Origin of the sequence: Serratia sp. CY52157 (genome assembly GCF_052168495.1) — a bacterium.
GTDB classification, from domain to species: domain Bacteria; phylum Pseudomonadota; class Gammaproteobacteria; order Enterobacterales; family Enterobacteriaceae; genus Serratia; species Serratia ureilytica.
The window spans coordinates 387,854-406,589 of record NZ_JBJNMO010000002.1 but is presented as its reverse complement, the minus strand read 5'-3'; the positions used below and the strand labels follow the sequence as shown (position 1 = coordinate 406,589).

18 protein-coding genes are annotated in these 18,736 nt (G+C 61.1%); 1 reads left to right on the top strand and 17 read right to left on the bottom strand.

Annotated features, from left to right (window positions below; all coding sequences use genetic code 11):
- Nucleotides 1-9: 9 nt before the first annotated feature.
- The 5 genes from sucA to sdhC form a co-directional block, all read right to left on the bottom strand.
- Nucleotides 10-2,817, bottom strand: coding sequence for a 2-oxoglutarate dehydrogenase E1 component (gene sucA, locus ACJ8IP_RS11620; protein WP_033644215.1), 2,808 nt, complete (start codon nt 2,815-2,817; stop codon nt 10-12).
- Between the two features lie 275 nt (nt 2,818-3,092).
- A complete protein-coding gene (locus ACJ8IP_RS11615; protein ID WP_015376975.1) occupies nt 3,093-3,809 on the bottom strand; it encodes a succinate dehydrogenase iron-sulfur subunit in 717 nt (238 codons plus the stop codon).
- A 16-nt stretch (nt 3,810-3,825) separates the two neighbouring features.
- A complete protein-coding gene (sdhA, locus tag ACJ8IP_RS11610) occupies nt 3,826-5,592 on the bottom strand; it encodes a succinate dehydrogenase flavoprotein subunit (RefSeq protein ID WP_015376974.1) in 1,767 nt (588 codons plus the stop codon).
- On the bottom strand, nt 5,593-5,940 hold the full coding sequence (gene sdhD, locus ACJ8IP_RS11605) for a succinate dehydrogenase membrane anchor subunit (RefSeq protein WP_004939891.1): 348 nt from the start codon (nt 5,938-5,940) through the stop codon (nt 5,593-5,595).
- Entirely contained in the window at nt 5,934-6,323 is a 390-nt protein-coding gene (gene sdhC, locus ACJ8IP_RS11600) for a succinate dehydrogenase cytochrome b556 subunit (RefSeq protein WP_004939893.1), read from the bottom strand. The genes sdhD and sdhC overlap by 7 nt, the downstream gene beginning before the upstream one ends.
- A gap of 729 nt (nt 6,324-7,052) precedes the next feature.
- Between sdhC and ACJ8IP_RS11595 the strand changes: the two genes are divergently transcribed.
- The gene (locus ACJ8IP_RS11595; protein ID WP_033642196.1) at nt 7,053-8,345 is read left to right on the top strand and encodes a citrate synthase; all 1,293 of its coding nucleotides are present in this window, start codon (nt 7,053-7,055) and stop codon (nt 8,343-8,345) included.
- 57 nt (nt 8,346-8,402) lie between these two features.
- On the opposite strand, the gene nei is transcribed toward ACJ8IP_RS11595, so the two are convergent.
- The 12 genes from nei to ACJ8IP_RS11535 all read right to left on the bottom strand — a co-directional run bounded on the left by nei (nt 8,403) and on the right by ACJ8IP_RS11535 (nt 18,696).
- Nucleotides 8,403-9,194 carry an endonuclease VIII gene (gene nei / locus ACJ8IP_RS11590; RefSeq protein WP_442524403.1) on the bottom strand — a complete coding sequence of 264 codons (792 nt, stop codon included), beginning with the start codon at nt 9,192-9,194 and terminating at the stop codon, nt 8,403-8,405.
- A 54-nt stretch (nt 9,195-9,248) separates the two neighbouring features.
- Entirely contained in the window at nt 9,249-9,893 is a 645-nt protein-coding gene (gene pcp, locus ACJ8IP_RS11585; protein ID WP_016928732.1) for a pyroglutamyl-peptidase I, read from the bottom strand.
- A gap of 8 nt (nt 9,894-9,901) precedes the next feature.
- Nucleotides 9,902-10,921 (bottom strand): DUF979 domain-containing protein, encoded by a 1,020-nt coding sequence (locus ACJ8IP_RS11580; protein ID WP_033642193.1) that lies wholly within the window; start codon nt 10,919-10,921, stop codon nt 9,902-9,904.
- Complete coding sequence (locus ACJ8IP_RS11575; protein WP_016928734.1) at nt 10,918-11,649, bottom strand: DUF969 domain-containing protein; 732 nt, start codon at nt 11,647-11,649, stop codon at nt 10,918-10,920. The genes ACJ8IP_RS11580 and ACJ8IP_RS11575 overlap by 4 nt, the downstream gene beginning before the upstream one ends.
- A gap of 54 nt (nt 11,650-11,703) precedes the next feature.
- Entirely contained in the window at nt 11,704-12,444 is a 741-nt protein-coding gene (pxpA, locus tag ACJ8IP_RS11570) for a 5-oxoprolinase subunit PxpA (protein WP_004939906.1), read from the bottom strand.
- Nucleotides 12,434-13,366: a 5-oxoprolinase subunit PxpC gene (gene pxpC, locus ACJ8IP_RS11565; protein WP_069100736.1), complete on the bottom strand. Its 933-nt coding sequence runs from the start codon at nt 13,364-13,366 to the stop codon at nt 12,434-12,436. Before pxpC ends, pxpA begins: the two co-directional genes overlap by 11 nt.
- Nucleotides 13,360-14,016 carry a 5-oxoprolinase subunit PxpB gene (gene pxpB, locus ACJ8IP_RS11560; RefSeq protein WP_071997796.1) on the bottom strand — a complete coding sequence of 219 codons (657 nt, stop codon included), beginning with the start codon at nt 14,014-14,016 and terminating at the stop codon, nt 13,360-13,362. Before pxpB ends, pxpC begins: the two co-directional genes overlap by 7 nt.
- A 159-nt stretch (nt 14,017-14,175) precedes the next feature.
- Nucleotides 14,176-14,919, bottom strand: coding sequence for a type 2 GTP cyclohydrolase I (locus ACJ8IP_RS11555; protein ID WP_016928738.1), 744 nt, complete (start codon nt 14,917-14,919; stop codon nt 14,176-14,178).
- An 18-nt stretch (nt 14,920-14,937) separates the two neighbouring features.
- A complete protein-coding gene (locus ACJ8IP_RS11550) occupies nt 14,938-15,918 on the bottom strand; it encodes an MBL fold metallo-hydrolase (protein WP_042783859.1) in 981 nt (326 codons plus the stop codon).
- Nucleotides 15,919-15,940: 22 nt separating this feature from the next.
- The gene (phrB, locus tag ACJ8IP_RS11545; protein ID WP_442524402.1) at nt 15,941-17,371 is read right to left on the bottom strand and encodes a deoxyribodipyrimidine photo-lyase; all 1,431 of its coding nucleotides are present in this window, start codon (nt 17,369-17,371) and stop codon (nt 15,941-15,943) included.
- Between the two features lie 16 nt (nt 17,372-17,387).
- A complete protein-coding gene (locus tag ACJ8IP_RS11540) occupies nt 17,388-18,344 on the bottom strand; it encodes a YbgA family protein (RefSeq protein WP_033651168.1) in 957 nt (318 codons plus the stop codon).
- A 142-nt stretch (nt 18,345-18,486) separates the two neighbouring features.
- On the bottom strand, nt 18,487-18,696 hold the full coding sequence (locus ACJ8IP_RS11535) for a YbfA family protein (protein WP_004939916.1): 210 nt from the start codon (nt 18,694-18,696) through the stop codon (nt 18,487-18,489).
- Nucleotides 18,697-18,736 lie beyond the last annotated feature (40 nt).

Genomic DNA, 18,736 nt, shown 5'->3' with positions numbered 1-18,736 from the left:
GAGCGAACATTAGTCAATATTCAGCGCATCATTCACCAGAGCCTGCTGCTGCTTCTGGTGTACGGACATATAACCCACCGCCGGAGAGGCGGAGGCCGGACGTCCTGCGTAACGTAAAGAAGCCCCGAACGGCACCACTTCACGGAAGTTGTGTTGGCTGCAGTACCAGGCGCCCTGGTTCAGCGGCTCTTCCTGACACCAGACGAAGTCATGCACGTGCGAGTATTGCTCCAGCACGGCCTGCACGGCCTGATGCGGGAACGGATACAGCTGCTCGATGCGCACGATGGCCACGTCTTTCTGCTCGTTCTTGCGACGCTGTTCCAGCAGGTCGTAGTAAACCTTACCGGAGCACAGCACGACGCGCTTGACCGCTTTCGGATCCAAATCGTCGATCTCGCCGATCGCCGGCAGGAAGGTGCCATTGGCCAGCTCGTCCAGCGAAGAGACAGCCAGCGGGTGACGCAGCAGCGACTTCGGCGACATCACCACCAGCGGACGACGCATACCGCGCAGCGCCTGACGACGCAGCATGTGGTAAACCTGTGCCGGCGTGGACGGGACGCACACCTGCATGTTCTGCTCAGCGCACAGCTGCAGATAACGTTCCAGACGCGCGGAGGAGTGCTCTGGGCCCTGGCCTTCATAGCCGTGCGGCAGCAGCATCACCAGGCCGCACATACGGCCCCATTTTTGCTCGCCGGAGCTGATGAACTGGTCGATAACAACCTGCGCGCCGTTGGCGAAGTCGCCGAACTGCGCTTCCCAGATGGTCAGCGTGCGCGGTTCCGCCGTGGCGTAGCCGTATTCGAACGCCAGCACCGCCTCTTCAGACAGCACGGAGTCCCAGACCTTGAATTCGCCCTGGCCGCTGTGGATATTCGCCAGCGGAACATAGACCGAACCGTTTTTCTGGTTGTGCACCACCGCGTGACGGTGGAAGAAGGTGCCGCGGCCGGCGTCTTCGCCGGAGATGCGGATTGGAATGCCTTCATCCGCCATGGTGGCGTAGGCCAGCGTTTCGGCGGCGCCCCAGTCGAACGGCTTGTTGCCCGCCGCCATCTCGGCGCGGTCAGCGTAGATTTTCGCCACGCGTGACTGCATTTCGATCGCTTCCGGCACGGTGCTGATGCGGCGGCCCAGTTCCTGCAGACGCTTCATCTCAACCTTGCTCGGGTACTCTTCGTCCCACTCGTGGTTCAGGTACGGCGACCAGGTGAAGGAGTGCAGATTCATCGGACGCCATTCTTCAACCACACAATCGCCGCGGTCGAGCGCATCACGATACAGGTTGACCATTTCCGTGGCATCTTCCAGGCTGGCCACTTTCTGTTCGGTCAGAATGTCAGCGTAGATTTTGCGCGGCGTAGGGTGTTTCTTGATCTTCTGATACATCACCGGCTGGGTGGCGCTCGGCTCATCGGCCTCGTTGTGCCCATGGCGACGGTAGCAGACCAGATCGATCATCACGTCACGCTTAAAGGTGTTACGGAAATCCAACGCCAGGCGAGTGACGAAGGCCACGGCTTCCGGATCGTCCGCGTTAACGTGGAAGATCGGCGCCTGAACCATTTTGGCGATGTCGGTGCAATATTCGGTAGAGCGCGCATCCAGCGGGTTGGAGGTGGTGAAGCCAACCTGGTTGTTGATGACGATGCGCACGGTGCCGCCCACTTCGTAGCCGCGAGCCTGAGACATGTTCAGGGTTTCCTGAACCACGCCCTGGCCGGTAATGGCGGCGTCGCCGTGGATGGTGATCGGCAGCACCATGTTGCTGCGCGCTTCGTCCAGACGATCGCGACGGGCGCGAACCGACCCCATGACCACCGGGCTGACGATCTCCAGGTGCGACGGGTTGAACGCCAGCGCCAGGTGAACCATGCCGCCTTCGGTTTCCACGTCGGAGGAGAAGCCCTGGTGATATTTCACGTCACCGGTGCCGAGGTGTTCTTTATGCTTGCCGGCGAATTCGTCGAACAGGTCGGCCGGCTTTTTGCCCAGCACGTTGATCAGCACGTTCAGACGGCCGCGGTGGGCCATGCCCAACACCACTTCACGCGTGCCGTTCTTGCCGGCGTGGCGCACCATCTCTTTCAGCATCGGCACCAGCGCGTCGCCGCCTTCCAGCGAGAAGCGTTTGGCGCCCGGGAATTTGGCGCCCAGGTAGCGTTCCAGGCCTTCCGCAGCGGTCAGCTCGTTCAGGAAACGGCGTTTTTCGTCGGCGGTAAAGCTGGCGCGCCCCACCACCGACTCGATGCGCTGCTGGATCCAGCGTTTCTCTTCGGTGTTGGTGATGTGCATGTATTCAGCGCCGATCGAACCGCAGTAGGTCTGCTTCAGCGCGGCGTACAGATCGCCCAACTTCATGGTTTCTTTGCCGATGGCGAAAGAGCCCACGTTGAAGGTTTCCTGGAAATCGGCTTCGGTCAGGTTGTGGTAAGCGGGCTCAAGGTCAGGAACTTGCTCACGCTGCCACAGGCCGAGCGGATCGAGGTTGGCATGCTGATGTCCGCGGAAGCGGAAGGCGTTGATCAGCTGCAGTACCTTGACCTGTTTGGCGTCGGTTGCCGGATCGGTGATGGTGGTGTTGTAGCGCGCGGAGTCTTTCGCCAGGCGGCGGAAGTAGTCGCGCGTTTGAGAGTGGAGCTGATCGGGTTTGACACCCGCGGTTGGTAGCTGTTGAAAAATGGAACGCCAGCTATCTTCAACGGAACCCGGATCGGTTAAGAAATCTTCATAGAGCTGCTCTATGTAAGACTGGTTCGCGCCCGCCAGATAGGAGGAATCCAGCCAGGCCTTCATTGCGCCGTTCTGCATCATGATCCCTTAAGCTTTGAAGCTTTAGTTTTCGCCGTGGTTAACATAATTACCGTGATGAATACGGTTTGCCGTAAAACGGTTCACTCGACGTACTTGCGGCCATGACGGCCCGATACGTTCTGTTATGGACCTTGCGGTCCCTTACAAGGAACCTCTAAAAACCGGCGGAAGAACCAGGCTGCATAGCGCCGCAGCCGCGGGTCAGTTTTTAGAGGTTCCCTCCCCTATGGGATGTGCGCCGGAAAAGAGCCCGGCGCAGCATCTCATTCCGTTTATGCGCCGCGTTGCAGCAGCATGGACTTGATATGCCCGATCGCACGCGTCGGGTTCAAGCCTTTAGGACATACACTGACACAATTCATAATGCTATGGCAGCGGAAAACACTAAAAGCATCGTCCAGATCATCTAAACGTTCTTGCGTTTCCGTGTCACGGCTGTCGATCAGGAAGCGATACGCCGCCAACAGACCGGCAGGCCCGATGAACTTGTCCGGGTTCCACCAGAACGATGGGCAAGAAGTCGAGCAGCAGGCGCACAGGATGCACTCGTACAGACCGTCCAGCTTGGCGCGCTGTTCCGGCGACTGCAGGTGCTCACGCGCCGGCGGATTCTTGCCGTCGTTCAGCAGGTATGGCTTGATCTTTTCATACTGGGTGTAGAACTGCCCCATATCCACCACCAGATCGCGCACCACCGGCAGCCCCGGCAGCGGACGGATCACGATCTTGCCGTTGCCTTTGCGCAGCGACGAAACCGGGGTGATGCACGCCAGGCCGTTTTTACCGTTCATGTTCAGGCCGTCGGAACCGCACACGCCTTCGCGGCATGAGCGACGGAACGACAGAGTCGGATCTTTTTCTTTCAGCTGGATCAACGCATCCAGCAGCATCATGTCACGGCCTTCTTCCGCTTCCAGGGTGTAGTCCTGCATGTGCGGCGCGTCGTCGACATCCGGATTGTAGCGATAAATGGAAAATTCGAGTTTCATCTGTCGATCTCCGCAATTAGTAAGAACGCACTTTCGGCGGGAATGCCGGGCGCAGCTTCGGTTGCATGTTCACTTCACGACGCGTCATGCTTTCCGATTGCGGCAGATACAGCGAATGGCACAGCCAGTTGGCGTCATCGCGTTCCGGGTAGTCGAAGCGGCTGTGCGCGCCACGGCTCTCGGTACGGAAGTTGGCCGACACGGCAGTGGAATACGCGGTCTCCATCAGGTTATCCAACTCCAGGCACTCGATGCGCTGGGTGTTGAACTCGCTGGAGGTATCGTCCAGGCGTGCGTTCTTCAGACGTTCACGGATCACTTTCAGTTCTTCCAGGCCCTTGGCCATCGCATCGCCTTCGCGGAATACCGAGAAGTTGTGCTGCATGCAAGACTGCAGCGCTTTGCGAATTTCGACCGGGTCTTCGCCGGAACGGGTATTGTTCCAACGGTTCAGACGATCAAGCGAAGCTTCCACGTCGGAGTCGCTGGCGTCACGGCTCACGCCCTGCTCTTCCAACGATTCCTGCAGGTGCATGCCGGCGGAACGGCCGAACACCACCAGGTCCAGCAGCGAGTTGCCGCCCAGACGGTTGGCGCCATGCACCGATACGCAGGCGATTTCGCCCACGGCGAACAGCCCCGGGATCACCACGTCTTCGCCTTTCTCGTTTACGGTCAACGCCTGACCGGTCACCTTGGTCGGAATGCCGCCCATCATATAGTGACAGGTTGGGATAACCGGGATCGGCTCTTTCACCGGATCGACGTGCGCGAAGGTGCGGGACAGCTCCAGAATGCCCGGCAGACGGGATTCCAGCACCTCTTTGCCCAGGTGATCCAGCTTCAGCTTGGCGTGCGGGCCCCAAGGACCGTCGCAGCCGCGGCCTTCGCGGATTTCGATCATGATCGAACGGGCAACCACGTCGCGCCCCGCCAGATCTTTGGCGTTCGGCGCATAACGCTCCATGAAGCGCTCGCCGTGTTTGTTCAACAGGTAACCGCCTTCGCCGCGGCAGCCTTCGGTCACCAGCACGCCCGCGCCGGCGATGCCGGTCGGGTGGAACTGCCACATTTCCATGTCCTGCACCGGCACGCCGGCGCGCAGCGCCATGCCGACACCGTCGCCGGTGTTGATGTGGGCGTTGGTGGTGGACTGGTAAATACGGCCTGCGCCGCCGGTCGCCAGCACGGTGGCCTTGGCTTTGAAGTAAACCACTTCACCGGTTTCGATGCAGATAGCCGTGGTGCCGACCACCGCGCCGTCCTGGTTTTTCACCAGATCGAGCGCATACCACTCAGAGAAAATGGTGGTGTGGTTTTTCAGGTTCTGTTGGTACAGGGTGTGCAGCAGCGCGTGGCCGGTACGGTCGGCTGCGGCTGCGGTACGCGCCGCCTGCTCGCCGCCGAAGTTCAGCGACTGGCCGCCGAACGGGCGCTGATAGATGCGGCCGTCGTCCAGGCGAGAGAACGGCAGACCCATGTGTTCCAGTTCCAGAATCGCTTCCGGGCCGGTTTTACACATATATTCGATGGCGTCCTGGTCACCGATATAGTCGGAACCTTTCACCGTGTCGTACATATGCCATTCCCAATTGTCCTCGTGGCTGTTGCCGAGCGCGACGGTGATGCCGCCCTGGGCGGACACGGTATGGGAACGGGTCGGGAAAACTTTGGACAGCAGGGCACAGGTCGAGCCCGCTTGGGAAATTTGCAGCGCGGCACGCATGCCCGCACCGCCGGCGCCGATTACGACGGCATCAAACTCTCTGACTGGCAGTTTCATTTAAGCACCCCACACTACGATTGTTCCGTACAGTAAATAGACCAGCAACGCGACCACGACAGCCAGCTGCAACACCAGGCGAACCGCCAGCGGCTTGACATAGTCCGTCAGCACCTGCCACAGCCCGATCCAGGCGTGAACCAGAATCGACAGCAAGGTCAGCAGAGTGAACACTTTCGTAATGGAAGTGGCGAAGAAACCGCGCCAGATGTCATAAGTGAGTTCCGGAGCCGTGACGAAAAAGCCCAGGATATACAGGACGTACAGGGTGATGATGATAGCGGAAGCACGCAGCAGCAGCCAATCGTGCACGCCGTTGCGCCCTAATGCAGAAACGTTGTTTACCATACGAGGACTCCAGCCAGAACTGACAGCACGACGGTCAGACCGATCGCCACCTGGGCGGAACGGGTGCCGGCGGCCAAACTCTCTTCGATGTAGCCAAAATCCATTAACAAGTGACGGATGCCACCGCAAATGTGATAGGCCAGCGCCGTGAGGATGCCCCAGAATATGAATTTGACGATGAAGCTATTCATGATGGCGGCCGCCTGCAGGAACCCCTCTTGGGAAGAGAGTGACAGGCCCAGCAGCCAGAGGAGGATACCCACGGCAACGAAGGTAATTACGCCAGAGACTCGGTGTAAGATAGACGCTATCGCAGTTACGGGGAACCGGATCGTTTGCAGATCCAAGTTGACAGGTCGTTGTTTTTTCACGTATTTGCCCACACAGCTCTTATTATTTTCCTTCCTCCGGGCCTGGGCGGGGATCAGACAGCGTTAAGAGCCTAAAACCCTTACACGTCACGCGCTCAAACATCAACATCCTCTGTGCTCAAACGGCGCGCATTTATAACGCTGGGTGCTCCTACTTCAGGGTAATCCGGAGACCTGGCGGCAGTATAGGAGGATCACATTCTGATTACAATTCTCATACAACCGCTTTGATAACATTTCCCCCGAACAGTGATTCAGATCACGGATTTCACAATTAGTGCAAAATTAATTATCTGATTTGACAAGAGATCAACATTTCCATTACATATAGGGGCACAAACGGTCCTATGATGCGCTACGGGTCAGCAGATACACTTCCCCCCGGGTTCGAGTTATGCAACAGTGTATTTGGCGAACCTATCCCAATAGCCGTTGTTTCCCGCTCGATTTTGCCGGCGTCAAAAAGCAAATAAAGCAAATAAAAACAGTTTATTGGGATAGGTTCACATCTCTTCGAACAGCTCATAGGTAAGATTAACAGACTATAACGAATTACTCTGAATCGTTAACAACTGGTCACCCGTCTCGTTCGCCTGGTCAGCACTCTGTACCCTACCCGCGCACAGTTGCGCAGTCGCTCACAGAGTTAGCGTCCGCACCATTTTTTGCGGGCAACCTGCAGAGATTTAAGGTATTTCAGTTGTTAGTGGTTTTTAAAATAAGGCGCTAAGGAGACAGTAAATGACTGATAAGAAAGCGACGCTAACCATTAACGACAGCGAAGCTCCGATCGAACTGGGCGTATTGACACCGACACTGGGCCCTGATGTCCTCGATGTCCGCGCTCTGGGTTCCAAAGGTTATTTCACATTTGATCCCGGCTTTACCTCCACCGCTTCTTGCGAATCCAAGATTACCTTCATCGACGGCGACAAAGGCGTGCTGCTGCACCGCGGCTTCCCTATCGAACAGCTGGCGAAAGAATCTTCCTACCTGGAAGTGTGCTACATCCTGCTGTACGGCGAGACCCCGACGCCGGAAGAGTTCGAGACCTTCAAAACGACCGTTACCCGTCACACCATGATCCACGACCAGATCACCCATCTGTTCCGTGGCTTCCGTCGCGACTCGCACCCGATGGCGGTGCTGTGCGGCGTGACCGGCGCGCTGGCGGCGTTCTACCACGATGCGCTGGACGTCAACAACGAGCGTCACCGTGAAATCACCGCGTTCCGTCTGCTGTCCAAAATGCCGACCGTGGCCGCGATGTGCTACAAATACTCCCTGGGCCAGCCGTTCGTTTATCCGCGCAACGATCTGTCCTATGCCGGCAACTTCCTGCACATGATGTTCGCCACCCCGTGCGAAGAGTACGTGGTGAACCCGGTATTGGAACGCGCCATGGATCGCATCCTGATCCTGCACGCCGACCATGAGCAGAACGCCTCTACCTCGACCGTGCGCACCGCCGGCTCTTCCGGCGCCAACCCGTTCGCCTGCATCGCGGCCGGCATCGCCTCCCTGTGGGGGCCTGCGCACGGCGGCGCCAACGAAGCGGCGCTAAAAATGCTGGAAGAGATCAAGACCGTCGATCACATTCCGGAATTCATCAAGCGCGCCAAGGACAAGAACGACTCCTTCCGCCTGATGGGCTTCGGCCACCGCGTGTACAAGAACTACGATCCGCGCGCCACCGTGATGCGCGAGACATGTCACGAAGTGCTGAAAGAGCTGAACAAGAAGGACGACAACCTGCTGCAGGTGGCGATGGAGCTGGAGCACATCGCGCTGAACGACCCGTACTTCATCGAGAAGAAACTGTACCCGAACGTCGACTTCTACTCCGGCATCATCCTGAAGGCGATGGGCATTCCTTCTTCCATGTTCACCGTGATCTTCGCCATCGCGCGCACCATCGGCTGGATCGCGCACTGGAACGAAATGCACGACGAAGGCATCAAAATTGCCCGTCCGCGTCAGCTGTACACCGGCTATGCCGAGCGTGACTTCAAATCCCAGCTGAAAACCAAGTAAGCCGCTTCCCCGGCTGAAACCGCACAGCGCCGCCCCTTCGGGCGGCGTTTTTTTTGCTTATTTCTGGCAGCCCGGGCACCAATAAAACGGCCGCGACGACAGGTCGGTGCGCATAATCATCGCGCCGCAGCGTTCACAGGGCTCGCCGCTGCGATGAAACACCTTGAAGCGAAACAGCGCGCCGTGATGGCGGTTCTCATCCGCCTGCCCACGCGTCTGATAGGAAAGACGCGGCACCGCCAGCAGCGCCTCCGCCAGACGCCAAAGCGCTTCCGGCGCCAGATCCTGCGGTTTGTGCTGCGGCGCCAGTTCGGCCTGCCACAGAATTTCGGCGCGCAGATAATTGCCCAATCCGGCGAGAAACGCCTGGTCGAGCAGCATGCCGCCCAGCTGCCTGCGGCGAAAACGCGGCGTCAGCAAACGCTCCTGCACCTCAGCCACCGTCAACGTCATGTCCAGCACGTCGGGGCCGATGCGTTGCAGGAACGGGTGCTGTTCTATCTCCTCGCGCGGCCCGACGGTGATGTCGGAAGCGCTGTAGAGCAATATTGCGCTGCGAGCGGTTTCCAGGCGCACCCGCAGATCGCGCTTGGTCTCCGGCGTCTCTCCCGCCGCCGCCACTTTCCATACGCCGTACAGCTGGTTATGGCTGTACATCGTCAGCCCATTGGAAAAGTGGGTCAACAGCGCCTTGCCGCGCGGCTCGATGGCGACGATGCGCTCGCCGAGCAAACGCTGGCGGTAGTGCTTCAACTGGGGAAAAGCGAAATCGACGGCGGTCAGCGGCTGATCGATCACCGCCGCCGCCAGTTTGTCCGCAGCCCGGCGGATCTCCGGTCCTTCCGGCATAGACCACTCCTTGCGTAGACCCGGCGCAGCCCGATGCGCCGGGGATTATCTTGATTAATGCGTCGCGCCGCCCACCACTTTCAGATCGTGTTCCACCTGCAAAGCGATGGAAACGGCCAGCTCCAGCGCAAACAGCACCGTCGAAGCCGCCATGCTCGGCGCGCCGGGGTGCGCCGCCGCCTGCTCAGGCAGATACGGGATATGGATAAAACCGCCCTTCACCTCGCGTTGGCCGCTCAAACGGTGCAGCAGCCCATACATCACATGGTTGCACACGTAGGTGCCGGCAGTCTGCGAAACGGCGGCCGGAATGCCGGCCTCGCGCATCGAACTCACCATCGCTTTGATCGGCAAAGTGCTGAAATAGGCAGCCGGACCGCCGGCGACGATCGGCTCATCCACCGGCTGCTGCCCCTGATTGTCGGGAATACGCGCATCGTCGACGTTGATCGCCACCCGTTCAATCGTGATATCGGTGCGGCCGCCGGCCTGGCCGATAGCCAGCACCATCACCGGCTGCACCTCGTCGATCGCCGCATTGAGCGCCTCCAGCGCGGCGCCGAACACGCACGGCAACTGGCGCGCCACGATACGCGTGCCCACCAGTTCCATATCGTTGAGCTGCTTCACCACTTCCCAGGAGGGATTGAGGCGCTCGCCGCCAAACGGCTCGAAGCCGGTAATCAATACTTTTTGCATCCTTACTCCTACAGGAACATCAGGAAATACAGCAGGAACACGTTAACCAACAGCAGCAGCACGCCGGTCGGCACCTGCGCCTTGATCACCGCATTCTTGTCCGGCAACTCCAGCAGCGCCGCCGGCACAATGTTGAAGTTCGCCGCCATCGGCGTCATCAGGGTGCCGCAATAGCCGGAGAACATGCCGATCGCCGCCATCACCGCCGGGTTGCCGCCGTGCTGCAACACCAGGATCGGAATGCCGATGCCGGCGGTAACGATCGGGAAAGCGGCGAAGGCGTTGCCCATCACCATGGTCAGCACCGCCATACCGATAGCGTAGACCGCCACGGCGATAAAACGGTTATCGACCGCCAGATATTCCTGGGTCAAATGCGAGATCGCAGTGCCGACGCCGGCGACGGTAAACAGCAGCCCCAGCGTGGCGAGGATCTGCGGCAGAATGAACGCCCAGCCGATCGAATCCAGCAGGCGCCGCGCTTCCTGTATCGGCTGCAGCGCCTTCTCATGGGTCATTGTCACCGCGATCGCCAACCCGATCAGGCAGCCGACGGTCATCGAGAACAGGGTGATCAGCGTCGCGTGGTTACCGCTGCCGAATACCGCGTTTTGCAACGCCGGCACGTTGTTGAACAGCAGCACGCCGACCACCGTCACCACCGGGATCGCCAGCGCGGGAATGAACAGCTTGTTGCCCAGGCGCTTGGCGCTCGCCTCGCGCTCCTGCGGCGTCCGCTGGTGATAGCTGCCGAGGCGCACGCCGCCGAAGCCGGCAATCAGGGCCATCACCACCACCACCGCGCCAACGATGATATGCAGCATGCGTTTTTCGTTGCTGCCCTCGCCCAGTACATCGCCCAGCAGGCGATAAGTCCAGTCGCCGACCAGGAATACCAGGCCGTACAGCCCCCAAAACAGCCCGGTGGTGATGCGGCGCGGGTTGGCGCGATCGCGCAAGGACATCACCGCCACAATCAGCAGCACCGCGCCGGCCAGCCAGTAAAGGTATTGTTGCTGGAAGTTCATCGCGCTTCCCCCTTCGCCTGCAGCGCCGCCTGATTCAGCTGCGCCAGCTCGGCGCTCAGCTGTTTATCCATCCGATACAGCCGGAACGCGTGGATCAGGAAAGCGAAAATGGCGGTCGGAATGCCCCACAGCGCGATATGCAGCGGCTCGGTCTGAATGCCGCCGGACTCCAGCATAAAGTTATGCATGAAGATGATCGCACCGAAGGCCACGAAGATATCCTCGCCGAAGAACAGCCCGACGTTGTCGGTAGCGGCCGACATGGCGCGCAGGCGGTGGCGGGTGCGCTCCGGCAGCTCGCCGTAACGGTTTTCCGTCGCCCCTTCCGCCATCGGCGCCAGCAGCGGCCGCACCATCTGCGGATGCCCGCCCAGGCTGGTCAGCCCCATCGCCGCGGTGATCTCGCGCACGAACAGGTACACGATCAGCAAACGGCCGGCGGTGGCGCTTTTGATCTTGGCGATCCACGCCTGCGCCCGCTCTTTCAGCCCGTGACGTTCCAGCAGGCCGATCACCGCCAGCGGCAGCAGCAGGATCAGCGGCAGGTTTCGGGTATTGAGAAAACCCTCGCCGAGCTTTTCCAGAATGACGTCCAGCGGCATCAGCGCCGCCAGACCGGTGATGATGCCGGCGGCGATCACCACCAGCACCGGATTGAAACGCAATACAAACCCGACCACGATCGCGGCGATGCCGATCAGTGGCCAGAGATTCACGGCCTGTTCCATAGTCTTCCCTCGATATTTTCTAATAATTTTTTGTTTGTGATGTTGTGTCTTGCTTTACTGCTCTGCGCTGACGCGGATGCCCTGTTGAACAAAACTGTCCCGCAGCTTGCGCGCATACGCCAGCGCATGCTCGCCGTCCCCGTGCAGGCAGACGGTCTCCGCCTGTACGGCGGTCCAAACGCCATCGACGCTGCGCACCCGGTGATGGCGCACCATCTCCAGGGTTTGCGCCAGCGCTTGTTCATCATCCTCGATCAATGCCCCCGGCAAACCGCGCGGCACCAGCGTGCCGTCGGCCTGATAACCGCGATCGGCGAACACCTCCTGCCGGGTGGTCAGACCGAGCCGTTGCCCGGCGCGGATCAGCTCGCTGCCGGCCAGCCCCACCAGCCGCAGCGCCGGATCGACCGCCTGCACCGCCCGGGCGATGGCTTCCGCCAGCGCCGGCTCAACCGCCGCCTGGTTGTACAGCATGCCGTGCGGCTTAACGTGCACCATCACCCCGCCCTCGGCGCGGGCGATGGCCGCCAGCGCCCCGAGCTGATACACCACCTGCGCGTACACCGTTTCCGGCGGCAGCTGCATGCGAGTGCGGCCGAAATTCTCCCGATCGGGAAAACTCGGGTGGGCGCCGATCGCCACGCCGTACTGCAATGCCCAGCGCACCGACTGACGCATGGTCTGCGCATCGCCGGCGTGGAAGCCGCAGGCGATGTTGGCCGAGCTCACCAATTGCAACAGCGCTTGGTCGTTGGCGCAGCCTTCGCCGAGATCGGCGTTCAAATCAACGATCATGTAACCCCCAGGCAATCTGTCGAAGGAAAAGATCCTGCTCGGCCTTGGCGCGCTGCGCCTCGGCCAGTGAACAGAGAACGAAATGGATCGGTTCGCCGAGACGGATCTGCGCCAAATGGTAAAGATCGGCTTCGATCACGCAGGCGATACGCGGGTAACCGCCGGTGGTTTGCGCATCGGCCATCAGCACGATCGGCTGGCCGTTGTGCGGCACCTGCACCACGCCGGGCATCAGGCCGTGCGACAGCATCTCTCTGTCGGTGGTGCGTGCCAGCGGCGTGCCGCCGTGCAGACGGTAGCCCATGCGGTTGCTCTGCGGGCTGAGCTGCCAGGCGGCGCGCCAAAACGCATCTTGCGCCTCTTCGCTGAATTCGGCGTACTCCGGCCCCGGCAACGCACGGATGCGATTGGTGAACAGCAACTGCTTCACGCCACAGCGGGTTTGCGGCAGCGCGGTGGATTTGCCCAGCGGCAACCGATCGCCGTCCTTCAGATTACGCCCCTCGCACCCGCCAAAAGCGGCTTTCATGTCGGTGCTGCGCGAGCCCAGCATTTCCGGCACGGCGATACCGCCGGCGATCGCGAGATAACTGCGCATGCCGCGCTTCGGCGTGCCCAGCACCAGCCGCTGCCCCTTTTTCACCGGGTAGCGCCAGCCGGTCCACAGCGGCTTACCGTCCAGCTGCGCGTCGCAGCCGGCGCCGGTCAGGGCGATCCAGCCGGGACGGGTAAACTCGGCGCTGAACTGGCCGAGCGTGATCTCCAGCCCGGCGGCCTCCGGCGCGTTGCCCACCAGCAGGTTGGCGATCTTCAGCGCCGGTTGATCCAACGCGCCGCCGGTACTGATGCCCAGACGGCGAAATCCTTCACGGCCCAAATCCTGCACCGTGGTATAGATGCCGGCGCGCAGAATAATCAGCATACGCCCTCCTTCTGCGGCACAAAGCGTACGCTATCGCCCGGGCGCAGCAGCGTCGGCGGCATTTCATGGGGATTGAACAACGCCAGCGGCGTGCGGCCGATCAGCTGCCAGCCGCCGGGCGTCGCCAGCGGATAGATGCCGGTCTGGCCGCCGCCGATACCGACGGAGCCGGCCGCCACCGCCAGACGCGGTTCGGCGCGGCGCGGCGTCGCCAGTTTTTCCGGCATGCCGCCCAAATAGGAGAAGCCCGGCTGAAAGCCGAGAAAATAGACCACGTAAGCCGCCGCCGCATGGCATTCCACCACCTGTCGCGGCGTCATGCCGGTATGGCGCGCCACCTCATCCAGATCAGGGCCCTGTTCCCCGCCGTAGACAACCGGGATCTCCACCTGACGCGACTCCGGCGTCAGGCGCTCTTTGCTTTCCCACCCCTGCTGCAGTAACGCGAGCATCGCTTCGGCGTCGGCCTGCGGCGTATGCAACAGCAGCGTCAGGTTGTTCATTCCCGGCACCACTTCCCGCACGTCAGGATGATGATTCAGCTTTTCCGCCAGCGCCCAGATGCGCTGCTGGCTCGGCAACGTCACCGGCGGTGACAGTTCAAGCACTACCGCTCTTTCACCTAAAAGGTAATAACGCGCTTGTTGCACCCTTATTCTCCTTATTATTATCGCGCTGAAAAACACACCAGTTATGCGTGACGCAGCCCCGGCTGTCAATAGAACGCAACCATAAGGAAAATAAGGAAATAGCGCGATAAAAGGATTCAGCCGGCGCGCAGGCCGGGCTGGATCCGACGCAGAAAAAAATCAGGCGGGATTCGGGATATCGATAAAGGTCACATCAAAACCGTGGTGCTGAGCCAGCCATTCCCCCAGCGCTTTCACGCCGCCGCGCTCGGTCGCGTGGTGGCCGGCGGCAAAGAAATGCACGCCCATTTCGCGCGCACTGTGAATGGTCTGCTCAGACACTTCACCGCTGATGAAAGCATCGACGCCGAAGCGCGCCGCGCTGTCAATAAAGCCCTGGCCGCCGCCGGTGCACCAGGCCACTCGGCGAATATGCTCAGGCGCGTTATCGCCGCAGTGCAGCACCGCGCGCCCCAGCCGGCTTTCGATGCGCTGTTGCAGCGCTTCGCCGGTCAGCGGCTGTTCGAATTCCCCGTGCGGCACCAGCGGCTCGACGTCGCCAATCACCCGAATGCCCAGCGCCTGCGCCAGCTGCGCGTTGTTGCCCAGCACCGGATGCGCGTCCAGCGGCAAGTGGTAGCCGTACAGATTGATGTCGTGGGTCAACAGCGTTTTCAGACGGTTGCGCTTCATGCCGCGCACCGCCGGCGCCTCGTTTTTCCAGAAATAGCCGTGATGCACGATGATCGCGTCGGCCTGATGCGCCACCGCGGCGTCCAACAGCGCCTGACAGGCGGTGACGCCGGTCACGATGCGCTGCACGTGCGGGCGCCCTTCCACCTGCAATCCATTGGGGGCATAGTCCTGAAACGCCGCGGCGTTCAGTTCCGTGTTGATCAGTTGTTCCAGATCGAGGTTACGCATTCTCTTCTCTCTTCATAGTCAAAATGTCTGCCGGTCGCCCTGCGCCATCAGGATGAATTTCACCCCCAGATCGTTGCCCTGCGCCAGCTGCTGCGCAATGGCGGCGCGCGCGTCTTCGCCCTGCTTCAGGCTCGGTTTGATGTGGCTGATCACCACCGGCAGACCGTTCAGCGAGCCTTCGCCGCCGCTGTACTGCGTCAGGTTCTTCAGCTCCTTCAGCAGCCAGGCCGGCGTCAGATGGCCGTACAGATGTTTGTCCTCCACCCCGTTAGGGTAAGAGGTTTCGATAATCATGCCCTTGAGCTTTTTCTGCTCGACAAGCGGCCCCAGCACGCGCCACACGGCATCGAGATCGCGCGACTGCTCCACCTTGTCCGGCCCGGTATCGCCGAAGTAGGCGAAGAACTCGTTGCCGTTGGAAATCAGCAGCATTGACGACGGGTAGCGATCGTGGCTGAGCGGGTACATCACGCCGGTCAACCCGGTCAGGCCGAGGGTAAAGCGCTGCTGCGGCCGCACCGTTTGCAGCCGGTAGGTGCCCAGCCGCGAGCCGTTGCCGGCGTCGGTAAAGTTCGGCCAGGCCTTCCAGTTGAAGTAATGGTTGCGCAGGGTCAGCACGGTGTCCGCCTGGGCGTAAACGGTTTTTTTATTATCCTCTGGCGAGCCGACGATCAGCCCCGCCACGTGGTCCAGATGGCCGTGGCTGATGAAATAGCCGCCGATCAACTGCCGGAACACATAGCCCTGCGGCGTGTAAGGCGCAGCCAGCTCGGGGGTCACCTGCGGGAAACTGCCCTTCTCCAGCCCTTTGGCGATGCCCGGCAGCAGCGAGCCGGCGTCCAGCGCCACATACTGCGGCTGATTATCGCTGCGGATCAGATAAGAGGTCAGGTTGCCGTCGCTGACGCCGCCGTCGACGCCCAGCGCCACCACGTCAAAGCCGGCGATCGCCAGCGCGGAATAGCCGCTCAGGCACAGGGCCAGCACCTTTTTCATCATTACGTCGCTCCTTGCAGTTGCCTCAAGACTCTCCCCGTTTCGCCGCCTCGAACGCCGCCAACGTCTCCACGCGGGCTTGTTTGTGATCGACGATCGGCAGCGGGTAGTTCAGCGTACGGCGCTGCTTTTCCGCCCAGCGGTGGGGGTAATGGATGTCATTGTCGGGCACATCCGCCAGTTCCGGCAACCATTTACGGATGAAAGTGCCTTGTGGATCAAAACGTTCACCCTGGGTGGTCGGGTTAAAGATGCGGAAATACGGCGCGGCGTCGGTGCCGGTGGAGGCCGCCCACTGCCAGCCGCCGTTATTGGCCGCCAGATCCCCGTCCAGCAGTTGCGACATGAAATAGCGCTCCCCGGCGCGCCAGTCGATCAGCAGATCCTTCACCAGAAAACTGGCGCTGATCATGCGCAGCCGGTTGTGCATCCAGCCGGTAGCGTTCAGTTGGCGCATGGCGGCATCGACGATCGGATAGCCGGTTTCGCCCCGCTGCCAGGCCTGCAGCTTCGCCGCGTCAGCGCTCCAGCGCACCTTGTCCGTCCAGGCGATAAAGGGACGATGGCGGCACAGCTCGGGATAGGCCACCAGCAGGTGGCGATAGAACTCGCGCCAAATCAGCTCGTTCAGCCAGGCGAAAGCGCCGCTCTCGCGATCTTCCAGCAGCTGCGGGCATTCGGCGCGCAGGCGGTTAAAACACTGGCGCGGCGACAGCGCGCCGATCGCCAGATAGGGCGACAGGCTGCTGGTGCCGGCGATGGCGGGCAGATCGCGCTGCCGAAGGTAATCTTGCACCTGCTCACGACAAAAGGCGCGCAGCCGCTGCAGCGCGGCCTCCTCGCCGGCGGGATAGTCATCCCCGATGTCCGCCGCGGGGTAATCGAACGCCGCCGGCGCCTCAGGCGCAGGCAACGCGCCATCGGCACGGATCTTCGGCGCCGACAGGCAGCTCACGTCGGACTCAGTCAGGCGCTGAATAAAGGCGTTGCGAAACGGTGTATAAACCTTGTACATCTCGCCGCCGCCGGTTAGCACGCTGCCCGGCGGCAACAGCAGGCTGTCATCAAAACCGTGGCACGTTACCCGTCCATTCAACTGCTGCTCCAGCCGCGCATCGCGTCGCCGTTCATTCAGTTCGTACTGGCGGTTGTAAAATAGCGCGTCCACCTGCTCTCGCCGGCAATACTCCGCCAGCCAGTCGATCGACGCGGCAAAGTCCGTGCCGGCATGGCAATGCAGCGCAATGCCCTTTTGCGCCAGCGCCTGCTGTACCGCCCGCAGGCTGGCGTGGATCAGCGCCGCCTGCCGCGGCGCCATCTCATGTTCCCGCCACTGCTGCGGGGTGGCGATAAACACCGCCAGCACCCGGGCTTTGGGATCGCTGCAGGCAGCGTGCAGCGCTTTGTTGTCGGTGATACGCAGATCGTTACGCAACCAGACCAGATGCGTGGTCATAAAATTCCCTTGTCAATCAATGGCCGTAACGCAAACGCAGCGCCTCCGGATAAGGTTCGAAATAGCGTTGTTCCGCCAAATAACTGTCGGGGTATTCCGCCATGTAATGCTTAAGCAAGGCGATCGGCGCCAGCAGCGGCTGCATGCCCTGCCGGTAGCGGTCGATCAGGTGCGCCAGCTCCTGGCGCTGCGCCGCGCTGAGCTGGCGGCGGAAGTAACCCTGCACGTGCATCAGCACGTTGGTATGGTTGCGGCGCGTCGCCTTGTGCGCCAACAGCGCCATCAGGCGGCTGCGGTACTCCACGGCGAAGTCTTCCAGCGAGTCCCAGCGATGAATGTCGGCGACGAAACGCCCCAGTTCGCGGTACGCCGGCTGCGAATGCGCCAGCAGCGACAGCTTGTAGCGGCTGTGAAACGCGATCAGCCCGCCGCGGGTCAGCCCCTGACGCCATAGCATGTTCAACTCATACAGCGCGTACACTCGCTCGATAAAGTTTTCCCGCAGCGCCGCATCCTGCAAACGCCCATCCTCTTCCACCGGCAGCCACGGCATCTGGCGCAGCAGCTCGGCGGTAAACAGCCCGACGCCGTTTTTACGCGAGTCCTTGCCGTTCTCGCTGTAGACCCGCACCCGCTCCAGGCCGCAGCTCGGCGACTTGGCGCAGACGATATAGCCGCACAGGTGTTGCAACGCAGCCACGCGCTGCGCGGAGAAACTGCGCATCTCCTCGGTCAGATCCACGCCGGCGTCGTTGCTGTAGCGCATCGCCGGCCACGGCTGCGCCTGTTTCACCAGGCGCAGCGCCGGGCGCGGCGTGGGCAGGCCGATCGCCATTTCCGGGCATACGGGCTCAAAGCGCACATAGGGCGCCAACTGTTCCACCGCGAAGGCCAGCCGCTTGTGGCCACCGTCGAAACGCACCGCGTCGCCCAGTAAACAGGCGCTGATGCCGATAGGGATCTTGTCACTCATACCGTTCTCTCGTGGTGTTGGTCGATGAGGAAAGTGTAGAAGAATGGCTTGCCAAATACGACCTTGCGCTTGACGGCAGCGGGCTTGGGGCATAAAAAAACCCCCGCCGCAGGGCGAGGGTTGTTCGTGAGTCGGCAGTGACTCAGTAGAAGTCGCAGGACGCCAGTTCCGCCTGCTGCAGCCAGACCGGCTTATCGCTGGTTTTTGACCAGACGCGGTGCAGGTAGCTGTAAAAACGCCCGCGATCGCTGCGGAACAGCATCACCGGCAGGGCCAAAATGCCCGCGATCACCACTGCGCTGCGGCGCAGGAGAATCCGATGCAGTGAATAAGCGTGATAGGTCGTAGACATGCGAACCTCCTTAAAAACGCCTGCCGTTGATTTGTCAGGG